This is a genomic window from Leisingera sp. ABM4_103, assembly GCF_056158685.1.
Genome location: NZ_JBSWTU010000006.1, coordinates 243,566 through 259,767, shown reverse-complemented (window position 1 = coordinate 259,767; position 16,202 = coordinate 243,566). Strand labels below are relative to the sequence as shown.

The 16,202-nt window shown below is 63.2% G+C and carries 16 protein-coding genes; 3 read left to right on the top strand and 13 right to left on the bottom strand.

All coding sequences use genetic code 11. The features are described 5' to 3' along the window. Positions 1-116: 116 nt before the first annotated feature. Positions 117-695 carry a YceI family protein gene (locus ACXAED_RS21930; RefSeq protein ID WP_475053596.1) on the top strand — a complete coding sequence of 193 codons (579 nt, stop codon included), beginning with the start codon at positions 117-119 and terminating at the stop codon, positions 693-695. A gap of 159 nt (positions 696-854) precedes the next feature. On the opposite strand, the gene nqrF is transcribed toward ACXAED_RS21930, so the two are convergent. The 13 genes from nqrF to ACXAED_RS21865 form a co-directional block, all read right to left on the bottom strand. Continuing rightward, positions 855-2,078, bottom strand: a complete 1,224-nt coding sequence (nqrF, locus tag ACXAED_RS21925; protein ID WP_475053593.1) for an NADH:ubiquinone reductase (Na(+)-transporting) subunit F — start codon at positions 2,076-2,078, stop codon at positions 855-857. Between the two features lie 16 nt (positions 2,079-2,094). Further along, on the bottom strand, positions 2,095-2,703 hold the full coding sequence (nqrE, locus tag ACXAED_RS21920) for an NADH:ubiquinone reductase (Na(+)-transporting) subunit E (RefSeq protein ID WP_019296950.1): 609 nt from the start codon (positions 2,701-2,703) through the stop codon (positions 2,095-2,097). After that, complete coding sequence (locus ACXAED_RS21915; RefSeq protein ID WP_475053591.1) at positions 2,703-3,356, bottom strand: NADH:ubiquinone reductase (Na(+)-transporting) subunit D; 654 nt, start codon at positions 3,354-3,356, stop codon at positions 2,703-2,705. The genes nqrE and ACXAED_RS21915 overlap by 1 nt, the downstream gene beginning before the upstream one ends. Then, positions 3,356-4,159 carry a Na(+)-translocating NADH-quinone reductase subunit C gene (locus ACXAED_RS21910; RefSeq protein ID WP_475053588.1) on the bottom strand — a complete coding sequence of 268 codons (804 nt, stop codon included), beginning with the start codon at positions 4,157-4,159 and terminating at the stop codon, positions 3,356-3,358. The genes ACXAED_RS21915 and ACXAED_RS21910 overlap by 1 nt, the downstream gene beginning before the upstream one ends. Then, positions 4,152-5,360 (bottom strand): NADH:ubiquinone reductase (Na(+)-transporting) subunit B, encoded by a 1,209-nt coding sequence (locus ACXAED_RS21905; RefSeq protein WP_475053586.1) that lies wholly within the window; start codon positions 5,358-5,360, stop codon positions 4,152-4,154. The genes ACXAED_RS21910 and ACXAED_RS21905 overlap by 8 nt, the downstream gene beginning before the upstream one ends. A gap of 5 nt (positions 5,361-5,365) precedes the next feature. Further along, positions 5,366-6,709, bottom strand: a complete 1,344-nt coding sequence (locus ACXAED_RS21900; RefSeq protein WP_475053584.1) for a Na(+)-translocating NADH-quinone reductase subunit A — start codon at positions 6,707-6,709, stop codon at positions 5,366-5,368. A 357-nt stretch (positions 6,710-7,066) separates the two neighbouring features. Next, entirely contained in the window at positions 7,067-8,191 is a 1,125-nt protein-coding gene (locus tag ACXAED_RS21895) for a mandelate racemase/muconate lactonizing enzyme family protein (protein WP_475053582.1), read from the bottom strand. Next, positions 8,188-9,282 (bottom strand): alcohol dehydrogenase family protein, encoded by a 1,095-nt coding sequence (locus ACXAED_RS21890; protein ID WP_475053580.1) that lies wholly within the window; start codon positions 9,280-9,282, stop codon positions 8,188-8,190. Before ACXAED_RS21890 ends, ACXAED_RS21895 begins: the two co-directional genes overlap by 4 nt. 97 nt (positions 9,283-9,379) lie before the next feature. Next, positions 9,380-9,619 carry a hypothetical protein gene (locus ACXAED_RS21885; RefSeq protein ID WP_475053578.1) on the bottom strand — a complete coding sequence of 80 codons (240 nt, stop codon included), beginning with the start codon at positions 9,617-9,619 and terminating at the stop codon, positions 9,380-9,382. A 3-nt stretch (positions 9,620-9,622) separates the two neighbouring features. Then, positions 9,623-11,074 carry an aldehyde dehydrogenase family protein gene (locus tag ACXAED_RS21880; protein WP_475053577.1) on the bottom strand — a complete coding sequence of 484 codons (1,452 nt, stop codon included), beginning with the start codon at positions 11,072-11,074 and terminating at the stop codon, positions 9,623-9,625. Continuing rightward, a complete protein-coding gene (locus ACXAED_RS21875) occupies positions 11,071-12,225 on the bottom strand; it encodes an aromatic ring-hydroxylating oxygenase subunit alpha (RefSeq protein WP_475053576.1) in 1,155 nt (384 codons plus the stop codon). Before ACXAED_RS21875 ends, ACXAED_RS21880 begins: the two co-directional genes overlap by 4 nt. Positions 12,226-12,320: 95 nt before the next feature. After that, positions 12,321-13,235, bottom strand: a complete 915-nt coding sequence (locus ACXAED_RS21870) for a LysR substrate-binding domain-containing protein (protein ID WP_475053575.1) — start codon at positions 13,233-13,235, stop codon at positions 12,321-12,323. A 167-nt stretch (positions 13,236-13,402) separates the two neighbouring features. Then, positions 13,403-14,353 carry a GlxA family transcriptional regulator gene (locus ACXAED_RS21865; protein WP_475053574.1) on the bottom strand — a complete coding sequence of 317 codons (951 nt, stop codon included), beginning with the start codon at positions 14,351-14,353 and terminating at the stop codon, positions 13,403-13,405. A gap of 211 nt (positions 14,354-14,564) precedes the next feature. Between ACXAED_RS21865 and ACXAED_RS21860 the strand changes: the two genes are divergently transcribed. Then, on the top strand, positions 14,565-15,275 hold the full coding sequence (locus ACXAED_RS21860) for a GntR family transcriptional regulator (protein WP_475053571.1): 711 nt from the start codon (positions 14,565-14,567) through the stop codon (positions 15,273-15,275). An 8-nt stretch (positions 15,276-15,283) separates the two neighbouring features. Then, entirely contained in the window at positions 15,284-16,201 is a 918-nt protein-coding gene (locus tag ACXAED_RS21855) for a dihydrodipicolinate synthase family protein (RefSeq protein WP_475053569.1), read from the top strand. Position 16,202 lies beyond the last annotated feature (1 nt).

Here is a 16,202-nt window from a genome sequence, read left to right as displayed (position 1 = left end):
CCAGTTGCTTATGGATACGCCGAAATAGATGTCATAGCATCTACCTTGCATTCAATGCGTAAAAGGACCCTAGAACTTCACAATCGCCTCAAGACATATCAGACAGGAAGAACCTCATGCTGATCAAGATTGCCCCGCTTGCAACCGCAGCCCTGCTTGCTGCGCCCGCCGCCCTGGCGGCCACCTACAAGACCGATCAGGGCCATACCGAGGTCCGGTTCAGCTGGAGCCACGCAGGTGTCTCGATGCAAAGCGGTGAATTCACCGAGGCAGAAGGCACGCTAGAGCTGGACGCGGAAAACCCGGAGGCATCCTCGCTGACTGTCACGATCCAGGCAGACAGTGTCTCCACCGGGTTCGGGCCGCTGGACGACCACCTCTCCAGTGCCGATTTCCTTGAGGTCGCAACCTATCCGGAAATCACCTTTGTCAGCACCGGCATCGAAAAAACCGGCGACAAGACGGCCAAGGTAACCGGCGACCTGACCATTCACGGCACCACTCATTCCGTGGTGCTGGATACCACCATGACCCACCTGGGTCCGCATCCTCTGGGCGGGGCGCTGGAGTATTACCAGGGCGAATGGGCGGCCTTTGAGGCGACCACTACCATTGATCACCAGGCCTTTGGCGTCGGCGGCTTCTCCACCGGCCCGATCACCATCCAAATCGTCAGCGAGCTGAAGGCGGAGTGATCTCTGCCCCGCCGGTGCACGGCCGGTGCACAGGGGGTGTACAGGGGGTGTACAGGGGGTGCACAGATATCACCCCCCCTCCCCGGCCCGTTTCTGAGAACAGAAAAAGCCCCGGATGTTTCCACCCGGGGCTTCTGATTTTCTGCCTTGCTCTCTGGCTTAGCCGCCGAAGTCGTCGAGCATGATGTCCTCGCGGTCCACGCCCAGATCCAGCAGCATGTTGATCACCGACTGGTTCATGATCGGCGGGCCGCACATGTAGAATTCGCAGTCTTCAGGCGCCGGGTGGTTCTTGAGGTATTCCTCGTAAAGGACGTTGTGGATGAAGCCGGTGTAGCCTTTCCAGTTATCCTCCGGCTGGGCGTCGGACAGGGCGACGTGCCATTCGAAGTTGTCGAACTCCTCGGCCAGCTGGTCGAAGTCCTCGACAAAGAACATCTCCTTCTTCGAGCGCGCGCCGTACCAGAAGCTGATCTTGCGGTCGCGGTTCTCCAGCCGTTTCAGCTGGTCGAAGATATGGGAGCGCATAGGCGCCATGCCGGCACCGCCGCCGATGAAGACCATTTCCTTCTGGGTGTCACGGGCGAAGAACTCGCCGAACGGGCCGGAAATGGTGACTTCGTCACCCGGCTTCAGGTTGAAGATGTAGGACGACATCTTGCCTGCCGGAATATCGGTGGAGCCCGGCGGCGGCGAGGCCACACGGACGTTCAGCATGATGATGCCCTTCTCGTCCGGGTAGTTCGCCATCGAATAGGCGCGCTCGATCGGCTCGTCCACGACGGATTTGTACTGCCACAGATTGAAGCGGTCCCAATCCTCGCGGTACTCCTCCTGGATGTCGAAGTCGGTGTAGGACAGCTGGTGCTCCGGCGCTTCGATCTGGATGTAGCCGCCGGCGCGGAAGTTCACGTCCTCGCCTTCGGGCAGTTCCAGAACCAGCGCCTTGATGAAGGTCGCCACGTTGTCGTTGGAGCGCACCTTGCAGCGCCATTTCTTGACGCCGAAGACCTCTTCCGGAACTTCGACCTCCATGTCCTGCTTGACCGCGACCTGACAGGACAGGCGGTCGCCGCAGGCGGCTTCGCGCTTGGTGATGTGGCTTTCCTCGGTCGGCAGGATGGAGCCGCCGCCGGAATGCACCCGCACCCGGCACTGGGCACAGGTGCCGCCGCCGCCGCAGGCGGAGGGGACGAACAGTTTCTCTGCCGCCAGCGTTTGCAGCAGCTTGCCGCCCGCAGGCACCGAGATGGTTTTTTCACCGTTGATGGTGATGTTGACATTGCCGGTCGCGACCAGGCGGGAGCGGGCAGCCAGAATGATGGCCACCAGCGCCAGCACGATCACCGTGAACAGAACAACGCCGAGCGAGAAAGTTTCCATAACTTCAGACGCTCCCTTACAGTTTGACGCCGCTGAAGGACATGAAGGCCATCGCCATCAGACCCGCGGTGATAAAGGTGATGCCCAGGCCCTGCAGGCCGTCCGGCACGTCGGAATACTTCAGCTTCTCGCGCACACCCGCCATCGCGGTGATCGCCAGCGCCCAGCCGAAGCCGGAGGAGAGGCCGTAAGTGGTTGCTTCCGCGAAGTTGTAGTCGCGTTCCACCATGAACAGCGAGCCGCCCAGGATGGCGCAGTTCACCGTGATCAGCGGCAGGAAGACCCCCAGCGCGTTGTAGAGCGGCGGGAAATACTTATCGAGGATCATCTCCAGGATCTGCACCATCGCCGCAATCACCCCGATATAGGAGATCAGGCCGAGGAAGGTCAGATCCACATCCGGGAAACCCGCCCAGGCCAGCGCGCCCGGCTTCAGCAGGTAGGTCAGCAGCAGGTTGTTGGTCGGCACGGTGATCGCCTGCACCAGCATCACCGAAATCCCCAGACCCAGCGCGGTGGAGATCTTCTTGGACACCGCGATGAAGGTGCACATGCCCAGGAAGAAGGAGAGCGCGAGGTTCTCGACAAAGATGGCCTTAACGGCGAGTGAAATCAGCCCTTCCATCAGTGCGCCTCCACGGATTGGATTTTGTATTCACGCTCTTCCACCTGGTTCGGTTTCCAGGTGCGGAACGCCCAGATCAAGAGGCCGATCACGAAGAACGCCGAGGGGGGCAGCAGCAACATGCCGTTCGGGACATACCAGCCGCCGTTGTTCACGGTTTCCAGGATGGTGATGCCGAACAGGGAGCCGGAGCCGAACAGCTCGCGGACCACGCCCACCAGCATCAGGATCAGGCCGTAGCCCAGACCATTGCCCAGACCGTCGATAAAGGACGCCACCGGCGGGTTGCTCATGGCAAACGCCTCGGCGCGGCCCATCACGATACAGTTGGTGATGATCAGGCCGACGAAGACCGACAGGGTCTTGGAAATCTCAAAGGCATAAGCTTTCAGCACCTGGTCCACCAGGATCACCAGCGAGGCGATGATCACCATCTGCACGATGATCCGGATCGAGCTGGGGATCTGGTTCCTGAGGATCGAGATGAACATCGACGAGAACGCGGTCACGAAGGTCACCGCCAGGGTCATTACGAATGCCACCTGCAGCGACGAGGTCACCGCCAGCGCCGAGCAGATGCCCAGCACCTGCAGGGTGATCGGGTTGTTGTCGACCAACGGGTCGATCAGCATGTCTTTCTTGCTCTGGGACATCAGAACTCTCCCGCTTGCAGTGACTTGAGGAACGGCCCGTAGCCTTCTTCGCCCATCCAGAACCGCACCAGGTTGTCCACGCCGACAGAGGTCAGCGTCGCACCGGCGAGGGCGTCGATGTGGTGTTCGGGTCCGGCGGCAGGCACGGTCTTGGACACGGTGATCTCCAGATCGCCGTCTTCATCCCGCAGCTCCTTGCCATGCCACAGTGCTTTCCAGCGCGGGTTGTCCACCTCGGCGCCCAGGCCCGGGGTTTCGCCGTGCTGGTAGAACTGCAGGCCAAAGATGTCGTTGCCGTTCTCCTCCACCGCGATGAAGCCATAAAGGGTGGACCACAGGCCATAGCCGTGGATCGGCAGGATCACCTTGTCCAGATCGCCGTTTTCCTCGCGCAGCAGGTACACGGTCTTGTAGCGCGACTGGCGGCCGATGCCCGCCGGGTCATTCACCAGCTCGCGGCTCAGCTCCGGATCCTGCGCGGCGGCAAGGCCGTCAAAGGTGGCGGCGTCGAACTGGTCGGTGAAGGTGCTGGTTTCCAGATCCAGCACCTGCGGCTCAAACGCGGCAAAGGCTTCGGCCACGTTCTGGCCCGGCTCATAAAGGCCGGCCACCTGCAGAACGTTCAGCTGCTTGTCGCGCTTCTTGTTGGTTTCCTGCACCGGGCGCAGGGACACGGCGGCGGTGGACACGATCATCGAGGCCACCAGGCAGACGGCGACGGCGATGAACACGGTCTTGCCAACCGAATCCGGCGATGCGGCGAGGAAGCGGCCAATCAGGCCCTTGCTTTGGGTATCAGCCATGGCGGCGCGCCCTCCGTTTGATGTTTGCCTGCACGACGAAGTAGTCGATCAGCGGTGCAAAGACGTTGCCGAACAGGATCGCCAGCATCATGCCTTCGGGGAAGGCCGGGTTCAGCACCCGGATCAGCACCACCATCACGCCGATGAGGGCACCATAGATGTAGCGGCCCGCGTTGGTGTGCGACGCCGAGACCGGCTCGGTCACCATGAACACCAGGCCAAAGGCATAGCCGCCCAGCACCAAGTGCCAGTACCACGGCATCGCGAACATCGGGTTGGTGTCGGAACCGATAACGTTCAGCAGCGCTGAAAAGCCGATCATGCCGCCCAGGCAGCCCACGATAAGGCGCCAGTTGGCAATCTTGGTCGCCAGCAGGAAGACCAGGCCGATGGCGCAGGCCAGCGTCGAGGTCTCGCCAAAGCTGCCCTGGATGGTGCCATAGAACGCATCCGACCATTCAATGCCCTTGGCGGCCAGAGCCTGCACGCCCTCAGCAGCGGACACACCCAGCGCGGTTGCGCCGGAGAAGCCGTCAACCGGGGTCCAGACACTGTCGCCCGACATGTTGGCCGGATAGGCGAAATACAGGAACGCACGGCCCGTCAGCGCCGGGTTCAGGAAGTTCTTGCCGGTGCCGCCAAAGACTTCCTTGCCGATCACCACACCGAAGATGATGCCAAGCGCCACCTGCCACAGCGGCGTCGAGGCCGGCAGGATCAGCGTGTACAGCATCGAGGTGACCAGGAAGCCCTCGTTCACCTCGTGGCCGCGGACGGTCGCAAAGACGACCTCAAAGATGCCGCCCGCAACCAGCGTCACGATGTAGATCGGCAGGAAGTACAGGAACCCGTGCGCGATATTGGCCATCGGGTTCGCCGCATCCAGCGAAATGCCGAACATCTGCAGCAGGGCAATCCGCCAGCCGGTCGCGGCATCGGACCCCAGCGCTGCAATTGCCGAGTTCGCCTGATAGCCGGTGTTCCACATGCCCCACAGGATGCACGGGATGGTGGCGATCACCACATAGGTCATGATCCGCTTCATATCGATGTAGGAGCGGGCATGCGGCGCCACGGTGGTGACGGTTTTCGGGGTATAAAGGAAGGACTCCACCATTTCGTAGACGGGGAAGTACTTCTCGTACTTGCCACCCTTCTCGAAATGCGGCTCGATCCTGTCAAAGAAGCTGCGCAATCCCATCCGGCTCAGCCCTCCTTTTCAATCTTGGTCAGGCAGTCGCGCAGCGCCAGCCCGTATTCGTACTTGGCCGGGCAGGCAAAGCCGACGAGGCCCATGTCCTCTTCATCCAGCTCCAGCGCACCCAGCTCCTGTGCGGAGTCGGTGTCCATCACCAGCAGCGCGCGCAGCAGCTGCGTCGGAAGGTAGTCCTGCGGCATCAGCCGCTCGAAGGTGCCGGTGGGCACCATCGCCCGGCGGCCGCCGTTGAGGTTGCTGGTCAGGTTGAACAGCTTGCGGCTGAGGGCAGAGCCCAGCACCGGCTGCACGGCGTATTTGCCGGGCATCGGGCGGATCCAGCCCATCGGGATCTGCTCGCGGTCTTCCTCGATGATCGCGACCTGGCGGGCAAAGCGGCCCAGATAGGCCAGCGGCCCTGCCGCCTGGCGGCCGGACAGGATCGAACCGGAGATCACCCGCACCGGGCCGTCAACGGCGATCTCGCCGCGGGTCAGCTCCTCGGTAGAGGCGCCCGTCACGGTGCGGACCAAACGGGGGCTGCGCGCAGCGGGACCGGCGATGGCAACCACGGTGGAGGGGTCCAGGTGGCCGGTCAGCAGCAGGCGGCCGATGGCGATCACGTCCTGATAGGACACGGTCCAGACCTGATCGTCAGCACGGACCGGATGCAGGAAGTGGATGTGGGTGCCAGCCAGGCCCGACGGATGCGGCCCGTCAAAGGCAGCAGCTTCCACACCGGCAAGATTGGCACCGGGGATGCTGTCGCCTGCCTTCTGGCACAGGAAGGTGGTGCCGTCGGTCAGCAGGGTAATCGCCTTCAGGCCCGCCTCGAACGCCTCGGCAGCGTCATTGATGATGACCGCGGCATCAGCGGCCAGCGGCTCGCTGTCCATCGCGGTCACGAAAATCGCTTCGGGCTTGGACCCCGGCTGCGGCATCTTGGAATAGGGACGGGTGCGGAACGCGGTCCACAGACCGGCCGCGCACAGCTTGGCGGTCAGGCCCTCAGCCGTGCCGGCATCGCCAACGGCGGAGAAATCGATGCCCTTGTCTTCGGCATCCGAAATCTCGATCACCACGCTTTGCAGAACACGGCGCGCACCGCGGTTGATCGCCACGACCTTGCCGGTCATCGGCGCGACCATCACCGCGTCTTCCGCGTCCTTGTGGCAGAACAGCGGCGTGCCGCGCTGCACGTCCTCGCCTTCCTGCACCAGCATGCGGGGTTTCAGACCCAGATAGTCGGGGCCCAGCACGGCCACCGAGGTGATGGCGGGGCCTTGGTGGATTGTCTGTTCCGGTGCGCCTGTCACCGGCAGATCCAGCCCCTTTCTCAAGTTAAATGTCTTCATATTTGCGCTACGTCCCTCCAAGGCCGAATCCCGTGGCGGTTCTTACCCCGTTCCGGCAGCGGCGGCAAAGAAAACGCACAAAACGCCGTTTTCCGCACATCCGCACAGCCTGTCCTGATTTCCGGCGCACTCGAATCAAATTCGGCACCGATTGGCAAGGCTGTGGCCCTGCCTGTATCTCAAATTCCTGTGCATAGCGCGGATTTGTCAGCCTGTTGGCGCTCACGGGCCTTGGGAAACCGTCAAAGCAGGCGGGCGGAAACGGCAACGCCGTTCCGGCAGGCGCCGCTAAAGCGGGCCTGTGTGCCTGCCTGGCTCAACGGTGCGTTGAAACTGATTCTACCAAATACTGCGTATTCAGGCGTCCCAGACGGCCTGCGGTTCGCCCATCAAATCGCGGTCAACGGTGATCCCCAGCCCCGGCGCATCCGGCACCAGCACGCCGCCGTCCATTACGGCTGCGTCGAACTCTGCCGTTTTCAGCGTCACCATATCGCGGCAGTCCAGAATGCAGCGCAGCGACCTTTCCGGCACCGTCGCGCCCAGATGGGCGATGGCCGAAAACGCCACCACCGATCCGACGGTATCCTGCACGCTCACGGTCGCGCCCGCGGCCAGGCACATGTCGCGGTGCCGACGCCCATGGGTCAGCCCGCCCGCCTTGGAGATCTTGAGGCCGATACCGTCGGCCACATCCTCCGCCAGCATCAGGGCGACATCCTCATCCTGCTGCACCAGCTCATCCAGGATGATCGGCACGGTGCAGCGCTTGCGCAGCGACATCGTCTCGCGCCAGGTCTTGCAGGGGGCCTCCATCACGAAATCCAGCCCCTCCGGCAGCATCCGCAGCATCCGCAGGGCGGTTTCCGGCGTCAGCCCGCCATTGGCATCGACCAGGAAGAACTCGCCCGGTTGCCGGTCGGCCAGCGACGCGCGGATGCGCTCGGCGTCCAGCGCCGGGCCGCCCTCGGCATCAAGCGCGCCGATCTTCACCGAATGGCCCAGATAGCCCATCTCGCGGTGCTGAGCGACACGGGCGCGCATGTCCTCGGGTGAGCCTGCATAGATCGAAGAGATCACCGGCAAGCGTTTCCCGGTAGAGCCGCCCAGCAGCTCGCAGACCGGCATGTTCACCGATTTGCCGAACAGGTCCCAGCAGGCCAGATCAATTGCGGATTTGGCATGATTGTGGCCCAGCAACGACTCGTCCATCGCCTCGTTGATGCGGTCCATCTGCCGCGGGTCGCGGCCCAAGAGATAGGGCGCAATCTCGGCGATGCCCGCGCGTGCGCCCAGGGCGTGCGCGGCGATATAAGTGGAGCCGAACGGCGTGCTCTCGCCCCAGCCCTCGAGGCCCGTATCGGTGGTGATCCGCACAAAAGATGCATCAAAGCTGCGGTACTCCCGCCCGCCTGACAACTTGTAGACGCCGCCGGAATAGGGCAGATCCAGTTGATAAAGCTCGATTTTCTTGATCTTCATGCCTCAACCTCCGGGATCATCAGCACCAGCTTGCCGGTGTGCTTCTTGCTCAGGAAGTCCTCCTGCGCCGTTGCAATCTCGCTCAGCGGGTAGGTCTTGGCGACCAGCGGGCGGATTTCCCCGGCTTCGATGTAGGAGATCAGATTGGCGAACACCTCATCCTCCTGGAAGGTGCAGCCCATCAGGGTCAGATCCTTGAGGTAGAGCGTGCGCACGTCGATCTCAGAAATCGGCCCGGCGATGGCACCGGCGGTGGCGTAACGTCCGCCGCGCCGCAAAACGTCCAGAAAAGAGGGCCACTGCGGACCGGCCACCAGGTCCACCACCACGTCGATGGACCCCTCGCCCAGCTCCTTCACCAGGTCGGCGTTGCGGTCGACCACCCGGTCGGCCCCCAGCGCCAGGACCTCCTTCGCCTTGGCGGCGGAGGACAGCGCAATCACTGTGGCCCCGCGGCGTTTGGCCAGTTGCACAGCAGCAGAGCCGACGCCGCCCGAGGCGCCGGAGATCAGCACGGTTTCGGCGCCGAGGCCCACCCGGTGCAGCATGTTCTCCGCCGTGGAATAGGCGCAGGGGATCGAGGCCAGCTCCGCATCGGACCAGTCGCAGTTCACCGCGTGGGTTTCCCGCGCAGGCGACACCGCGAACTGAGCAAAGCCGCCGTCGCATTCGCTGCCGAAGGTCCAGCATTCATGGGGGCGGTAATCGACGTAAGTTCGCAGCATGTTGCGCACCAGAACCCGCTCGCCGATGCGGGCGGGGTCAACGGTCTCGCCCACCGCGGCGATATAGCCGCAAGCGTCGGCACCTTGAATGCGGGGAAATTCCAGCGGCTTGCCGGACCAGCTGGCGTCGTCGTCGTTGACGCTGTCAAAGCCGGTGGCGCCGCCGGCGTTGGTGTCGGCGTCCACCGCCTTGGAGTACCAGCCGATACGGGTGTTGATGTCAGTGTTGTTCATGCCCGCCGCCGCAACGCGGATCAGCACTTCACCTGGGCCGGGCTGCGGCACCGGCACGTCGGTGCGGTAGTCCAGTTTCTCGATGCCGCCGTGGCCGGTCAGCAAAACCGCTGCCATTTTCTCCGGGATCATGCCCCTGCCCTCCCCTTTCAGAATTAGATTGGCCGGCCCTCCCCTGCCGGCCAAAACAGGCTGCTGTCCCCGCGGGGACAACGGCCTGAAACTTGTGTCACAGCTCCAGCGGATGCGCCCGGCCGCGGTCCGCCAGGCGGCGGTTCAGCTCGCGGGCTTCCGGCAGCCCGGCCTCCAGCGCAAAGACAAAGGCGTGGGTCAGGTAGAAGCAGGCGGCGTCGATATTGCCCGCCGCCTCCGCCATGTCACCGGCCAGCGTGTAAAGCCGGACCAGCTCTTCGCTGTTCTTGTCTTCATGCGCCTGCAAAAGCGCCCGGTCGAGCTCTGCGCGCTCCATCGCTCAGCCCTTCAGCGAGATCGCGATGTTCTTGGTGCGCACATAATTATAAAGCGCCTCCAAGCCCTTCTCGCGGCCGAAACCGGATTTGCCGACGCCGCCAAACGGGGTGGAGATGCCGCCCGCGAACCATTCGTTCACGAACACCTGCCCCGCCCGCAGACGGTTCGCGACGCGATGCGCCCGCGCCAGATCGCGGGTGAAGACACCGGCCACCAGCCCGAACTCGGTGCCGTTTGCCATGGCAATCGCTTCCGCCTCGGTGTCAAACGGAGTGAAGCAGGTGACGGGGCCAAAGATTTCTTCCTGCGCCACGCGCGCGCCCGGGTCCACATCCGCCAGAATGGTAGGCGCCATGAAGTAGCCTTCGCGCTCCAGCCGGGCACCGCCTGAGGCCGCGCGGGCGCCGCTTTGGCGGGCCGTAGCGGTGAGGGTTTCGATTCCGTCGAGCTGACGGGCAGAGATTACCGGCGTGAGTCCGGGGTTTTCCAGCCCGTGGCCGACGCTGAGGCCACCCGCCAGCGCTGCGGCGCGTTCGACCGCCTCGTCATAGATCGAGCGGTGCACCAGGACCCGCGACATGGCGGAGCAGACCTGGCCCGCATTGTAGAAGATGCCGCTTTGCAAGGAGGACATCAGCGTGTCCAGATTGGCATCCTCAAACGCCACCGCCGCGGACTTGCCGCCCAGCTCCATCAGCGCGGGCGTCACCGGGTTGGCGGCGGCGCGCAGGATGGCCTGGCCGGTTGGCACCGAGCCGGTGAAGACGATCTGATCCACCGCCGGGCTTTCGACCAGCCGCGCGCCGAGTTCAGAGCCGATGCCATTCAGGATAGACACCGCCCCCGCGGGGACCTCAGCGCGTTCCAGTGCCACACCCAGCATGGCGAGCGCCATCGGGTCCAGCTCGGGTGATTTGATGATCACCGAGTTACCAACCGCCATCGCAGGCGCCAGTGAGCGCGCCGCAATCGACACCGGGAAGTTCCACGGCACGATCTGCGCGGAAACGCCGTAGGGCTCATAGACCGTAAAGTCAGCGTAATCGGGGCCGAGCGGGATCGACTTTCCTTCGATCTTGTCGGCCATGCCGCCGTAGTATTCGAAATACTGCGCGGCCTCTTCGAATTCATCATGCGCCGCGCTGAGGCTCTTGCCGCTTTCCCGGCACAGAAGTTCAGCACCCTCGTCGGCAATGCCCCGGATCTCCGCCGCGATGCGCTGCATGAGCTGGCCGCGCTTGGCGGGTTTCATCGCCGACAGATCGCCGCGCTCGAAACTTGCCCGCGCCGCTTCCAGCGCCTTTTCCAGGGTTTCCTCACCCGCCAGCGCGCAGTCACCCACGTGGCTGCCGTTGCCGGGATCCTCGACGGCCATGCGCGCACCGCCGTCGCCTTCGACCCATTCGCCGGCCAGGAAATTCCTGGCCAGCCCGTCTTTCAGGAAAGACCTCATGCCTCGCGGCCTTTGGTCACCTGATCGGCCACCCAGGCGTGGAAGTTGTGGGTCGGACCGTCCATCGCCGGCGAAAAGCGGCCGCCGTCGAACAGCTCGCCGTGGCGGCCTTTCTGCATACCCTCGACGACAAAGACGTCTTCCTCGAACACAGTCTTCCACAGTTTCGCGTTTTCGGTGCGCAGGTCTTCCAGCTCCGGCGTGTCCTCGTTGGACTTCGCGTAGTAGAGCTCGATGTGCTCGACGGTGTTTTCGGTGTCGACCGGCTCCAGGATGATCGCGAACGCATGGTCGCGCTGCACGCCCAGCAAGACGTTCGGATAAACCGCGGTGTATTCGCCGCCCTCATCCCATTTGCTGCTTAGGCCCTCGAAATCCGGGAACAGCTCGCCGTTTTCGCCCTTCAGCTGGCGGTAGACCAGGGTGCCTTGGCCGGAATACTTGCCCGGCACCTCGATGTTGTAGTGGTCTTCCAGCCGGGAATAGCTGTTGAGACCCGGATGCACCCACGGCAGGTGGTAGCTTTCGCAGTAGTTCTCGACCGCCAGTTTCCAGTTGGTTTTGACTTCCAGCTTGAAGCCGGAGTCTTCACCGCCGTGGTGCACCGGGGTCTCGAATTCCTTCCAGCGCTCCAGCAGGTCGGCGTGGGCCTCCTCGAATTCCGGAGCGGTGCCGTCGACGTTCACGAACACCACATCGCGCCAGACATAGGAGCGGATGCGCACCAGGCCCAGTTCGTCCAGCTTGATGTCTTCATGCTTGTTGTTGCCGGGGCCGCCGACATGCGGGGTGGAGACCAGGCGGCCATCGAGGCCATAGCACCAGCTGTGATAGGCGCAGCGGATGGCGCCGCGGATCTTGCCCGGCTTGTCGACCAGGATCATGCCGCGGTGGCGGCAGGTGTTCTGAAAGACGCCGACTTCGCCGTCCTTGTCGCGCACGATCAACAGCGGCATGCCCAGGAAATCCACCGGCTTGGCATAACCCGGCTCCGGCACATCCTTGCCAAATCCGATGCCGGACCAGTTCTTGAACAGGACTGAGCGTTTTTCTTCGGCAAAGACGGCGGGGTCGATGTAATGGGCGTTCGGCAGGCCGTTGGCCACGTTGACCGGAGCCATAACCGGGGCAAGCGTGTCATGCTTGTTCATCTGGGTCTCTCCAAGGCAGGAAATAGATGTGCGCGTTTTGCGCCATTGAAGGGAGAGAGCGGATTTACTCAATATCAGGAATTTTCGCGCTGGGATTAGCTGGATTCACCTGAACTTCGATTGACCTCGTCAATGACCCAATTGCGAAGCAATCGGGCGGATTCCGACAGTTCTGCGTCGGGGCGGCCCACCAGATGGAAGCCATGCGGCGCGGCCAGAACATGCGGGCCGATCGGCACCAGCTGGCCGGTGGTCAGCAAGGGGTGCAGCAGCCGCTGCCAGCCCAGCACCAGCCCGACCCCGTCCTGCGCCGCCTGCAGCGCCACCGCGTAGTTGTTGACGCGCACGCCCGGCGCGATGGGACCGTCATAGCCCAGCTGCTGGAACCAGTCCGCCCAGGTCGTCCAGCTCTTGTCGTCGGACTCCAGATGCAGCAGCCGCTGCTGCGCCAGTTCCTCCAGCGGGCAGCCGGTGAGCTTGTCCGCCAGTTCCGCGTTGCCGACCGGCACCAGATGGTCGCGGTAGAGTTCGGTCTGCTCCACCCGGGTATCCCGTTCACGCCCGTAACGGATATAGAAATCCACATCCGGTACGCTGCGCAGGGGCCGGTCGTTGACGATCTGGTTGACGTTCACGTCCGGGTGCTTGCGCCAGAACCGCACCACCGAGGGCGACAGCCACAGAGAGGCGACGGCGGAGGTGGAGCCGATGGTCACGGTATCACCAGTCTGCCGGTCGCGGATGGTTTTCAGGCTGAGCGAGATCTTGGAGAACGAGGATGCCAGGGTTTCAAACAGCGCCTCGCCTTCCTCCGTCAGTTCCACGCCGCGGTGTTTGCGCTGGAACAGCGGCACCTGCAGCTCTGCCTCCAGCGCCTTCACCTGGTGGCTGACGGCGCCGGGGGTGACAGACAATTCCTGCGCGGCGTTCTTGAAGCTGAGGTGCCGGGCGGCGGCCTCGAATGCGGCCAGAGTGGTGAGCGGCGGCAGGTTGTAGTGGCGGCGGGACATCTGCGGCTCCTGGCATGTGGCTCGGATGAAAGGGCTTCATTCCAATATGGGAAATGCAGCTTTGAAGGCCAGCAAAGATTTCGCCCCAAGCCCGCCGTTTTCATTCGATGAAAACGGCCATGAAAAAACGATTTTTCATGGCCGGAAACCGCGCCGGTTTCCGGCTCCTAGCCGATCCGGCCGCGTTGCAGCATCGGGGTTACGTTAAATGCTGCCTTATACACCCGCGAGAAATGGCCCGGGCTGTCAAAGCCACAGGCCAGTGCCACATCGGTCACCGAGGCCTCGGTCTGGATCAGCAGGTTGCGGGCGCGCTCCAGCCGCATTTCCATCGAGTATTTCTTGGGCGAGGTGTTCAGGTATTTGCCGAACAGCCGTTCCAGCTGGCGGGTGGAGATGCCGATATCATCGGCGATGCGGGCGGGTGAGATGGGATCGCTGATGTGATCCTGCATCATGTGGATGGCGCGGGCCAGGTGCGCGTTGCGCATGCCGTTGCGCGATTGCAGCGAGACCTTCTGCTCCGCCGTGGCATTGCGCACCGCGTTATAGACCATCTGATCTGCCACCGCGACGGCCAGGTCATAGCCGTGGCCGCGCTCGATCAGATGCAGCATCAAATCCGCCGTCGCAGTGCCGCCCGAAGCCGTCACGTGCTTTTCATCCGCCACGAACACATTGCGCACCAGGTTCACCTCGGGAAACGCCTCCATGAAGCTGTCGTGGTATTCCCAGTGGATTGCCGCCTGCATCCCGTTCAGGAATCCCGCTTCGGCCAGCACCCAAGCGCCGGAGCACAGCGCGCCGACTGGTGTCCCCCGCGCCCTCTCCCGGCGCAGCGCCGCCAGCAAGGGTTTGGTGACATGGTTGCGCATGCGGATGCCTGACAGCGCAAACAGCCGGTCGCATTTCGGGATCGCGTCAAAACCGTAATGCACCAGCGTAACCGAGCCGTTTGAACAAGTCGCGGTCTCGCCGTTCTCCGATCCGAACGACCAGTCATACAGATCCTCGCCGCTGACCAGGTTTGCAATGCGCAGGGGCTCCACCGCGCAGGAAAACGCAAGGTGGGAGAACTCCTCCACCAGCAGAAAGGCAAAATGCTGTGTTTTAGACATGGGACTACCGCCTGACAAGTAACGCTGGGCGGGCCTGGCTGCACAGCCCTGCGGCCCGGACAGGCTAAGCCTCCCGCCCTGCCGGCCGCAAGTGGTGAGCACCCGCAGTTTGCACACACCATATTTTTTCTGTGTACACAATATGTATTTTCGTGTCATAGAGGCCGCGAACAGACGAATCCGTCCCGCAGCAGCGGCAGGAGAGATCCCCATGAAAGACGCCTCAAAGAACCGGAAGGCTGCGCTCTACAGCCGCCTGAAGACCGCAATCATGACGCTGGAGCTGCGCCCCGGCGCCGATCTGGACGAGGCGAAGCTGTCCGAGGAGTCTGGCCTGTCGCGCACCCCGCTGCGGGAGGTGCTGCGCCAGCTGGCGGGCGAGGGATATGTGGATCTGCGCGAAAACCGCGGCGCGCGGGTCAGCGAGATGTCGCATATGACCCTGCGCGATTTCTTCCTGGCCGCGCCGATGATCTATGGCGCGGTCATGCAGCTGGCAGCCAAACACGCCACGCCCGCGCAAGTCTCGGCGCTGAAAGCCGCGCAGGAGGCGTTCAAGGCGGCACTGCGCACGGGCTCCAGCGCCGACCGGGCGATGGCCAACAACCGTTTTCACGAGATCACTGGTGAAATGGCGGACAATATCTATCTGCTGCCGTCCTTCCAGCGGCTGCTGATCGACCATGCCCGCATCGGCATGACCTTCTACCGCCCCCAGGACGCCCGGATGGCGGAAAACCTGGATGAGGCCAGCAGCCAGCACGACACCATCATCGCCGCCATCGAAGCGGGCGACGAGGCGGCGGCGGGCCAGCTGGCAATTGAGCATTGGAACCTGTCACGCGACCAGATCGAGCTGTTCGTCATGCCCGCCGGGCTGGACGTGCCGCTGGGCACAATCGCGCGCAAAACCCCTGCATGAGGACGCAGATGACCCCTATTTTCAAGTTCGAAGGGATCTACACCCCTGTGGTGACACCCCACTTTGAGGACGGCAGCGTCAATTGGGACGCGCTGGCCGATGTCATCGAATATCTGATCGACGCCGGTGTGCACGGGCTGATCTCCGGCGGCTCCACCGGCGAGAACTATGCTCAGACCGTGGAAGAGCGCGTGGCCCTGGCCCGCTTCACCCATGAACGGCTGAAGGGCCGCCTGCCGCTGGTGGTGGGCACCGGGGCGATGCTGACCAGCGATTCCATTGCGCTGGCGGAAGGCGCCAAGGAGATCGGCGCGGATTCGATCCTCTTGGCCTCGCCCCCCTACTCGGTCCCGACTGACCGCGAAAACGCGCTCAATGCGTTGGCCATCGACAAGGCCGCGGATCTGCCGGTGATGCTCTATAACTACCCGCACCGCACCGGCACCATGATGGGCGAGGAGTTCCTCGACCGCGTCGGCCGTTCCCGCAATTTCTGCGGCATCAAGGAAAGCTCCGGCGATATCAACCGGGTGCATCTGCTGGCGCGGGACTATCCGCATATCCAGCTGGGCTGCGGCATGGACGACCAGGCGCTGGAGTTCTTTGCCTGGGGCGCGCCCTTCTGGGTTTGCGGCGGCTCGAACTTCCTGCCGAAGGAACACGTGGCGCTCTATAATGCCTGCGTGATCGAGGGCAATTTTGCCAAGGGCCGCCGGATCATGTCGGCAATGATGCCGCTGATGCGTGTCCTCGAACAGGGCGGCAAGTTCATCCAGACCATCAAACACGGTGTCACCATGAACGGCATCGATGCCGGTGCCATGCGCGCGCCGCTGAAGGGGCTGAACAAGGACGACAAACGCGCGCTGGAACAGGTCGTGCGGGTGCTGAAACAGAAAATCGCAGATATCGAGGCGGAGGGCTGAT

What these genes read in the sequence shown, in the direction of transcription:
- ACXAED_RS21930 (WP_475053596.1), top strand. Translation starts at nt 117, where the DNA reads ATGCTGATCAAGATTGCCCCGCTTGCAACCGCAGCCCTGCTTGCTGCG.
- nqrF (WP_475053593.1), bottom strand. Translation starts at nt 2,078, where the DNA reads ATGGAAACTTTCTCGCTCGGCGTTGTTCTGTTCACGGTGATCGTGCTG.
- nqrE (WP_019296950.1), bottom strand. Translation starts at nt 2,703, where the DNA reads ATGGAAGGGCTGATTTCACTCGCCGTTAAGGCCATCTTTGTCGAGAAC.
- ACXAED_RS21915 (WP_475053591.1), bottom strand. Translation starts at nt 3,356, where the DNA reads ATGTCCCAGAGCAAGAAAGACATGCTGATCGACCCGTTGGTCGACAAC.
- ACXAED_RS21910 (WP_475053588.1), bottom strand. Translation starts at nt 4,159, where the DNA reads ATGGCTGATACCCAAAGCAAGGGCCTGATTGGCCGCTTCCTCGCCGCA.
- ACXAED_RS21905 (WP_475053586.1), bottom strand. Translation starts at nt 5,360, where the DNA reads ATGGGATTGCGCAGCTTCTTTGACAGGATCGAGCCGCATTTCGAGAAG.
- ACXAED_RS21900 (WP_475053584.1), bottom strand. Translation starts at nt 6,709, where the DNA reads ATGAAGACATTTAACTTGAGAAAGGGGCTGGATCTGCCGGTGACAGGC.
- ACXAED_RS21895 (WP_475053582.1), bottom strand. Translation starts at nt 8,191, where the DNA reads ATGAAGATCAAGAAAATCGAGCTTTATCAACTGGATCTGCCCTATTCC.
- ACXAED_RS21890 (WP_475053580.1), bottom strand. Translation starts at nt 9,282, where the DNA reads ATGATCCCGGAGAAAATGGCAGCGGTTTTGCTGACCGGCCACGGCGGC.
- ACXAED_RS21885 (WP_475053578.1), bottom strand. Translation starts at nt 9,619, where the DNA reads ATGGAGCGCGCAGAGCTCGACCGGGCGCTTTTGCAGGCGCATGAAGAC.
- ACXAED_RS21880 (WP_475053577.1), bottom strand. Translation starts at nt 11,074, where the DNA reads ATGAGGTCTTTCCTGAAAGACGGGCTGGCCAGGAATTTCCTGGCCGGC.
- ACXAED_RS21875 (WP_475053576.1), bottom strand. Translation starts at nt 12,225, where the DNA reads ATGAACAAGCATGACACGCTTGCCCCGGTTATGGCTCCGGTCAACGTG.
- ACXAED_RS21870 (WP_475053575.1), bottom strand. Translation starts at nt 13,235, where the DNA reads ATGTCCCGCCGCCACTACAACCTGCCGCCGCTCACCACTCTGGCCGCA.
- ACXAED_RS21865 (WP_475053574.1), bottom strand. Translation starts at nt 14,353, where the DNA reads ATGTCTAAAACACAGCATTTTGCCTTTCTGCTGGTGGAGGAGTTCTCC.
- ACXAED_RS21860 (WP_475053571.1), top strand. Translation starts at nt 14,565, where the DNA reads ATGAAAGACGCCTCAAAGAACCGGAAGGCTGCGCTCTACAGCCGCCTG.
- ACXAED_RS21855 (WP_475053569.1), top strand. Translation starts at nt 15,284, where the DNA reads ATGACCCCTATTTTCAAGTTCGAAGGGATCTACACCCCTGTGGTGACA.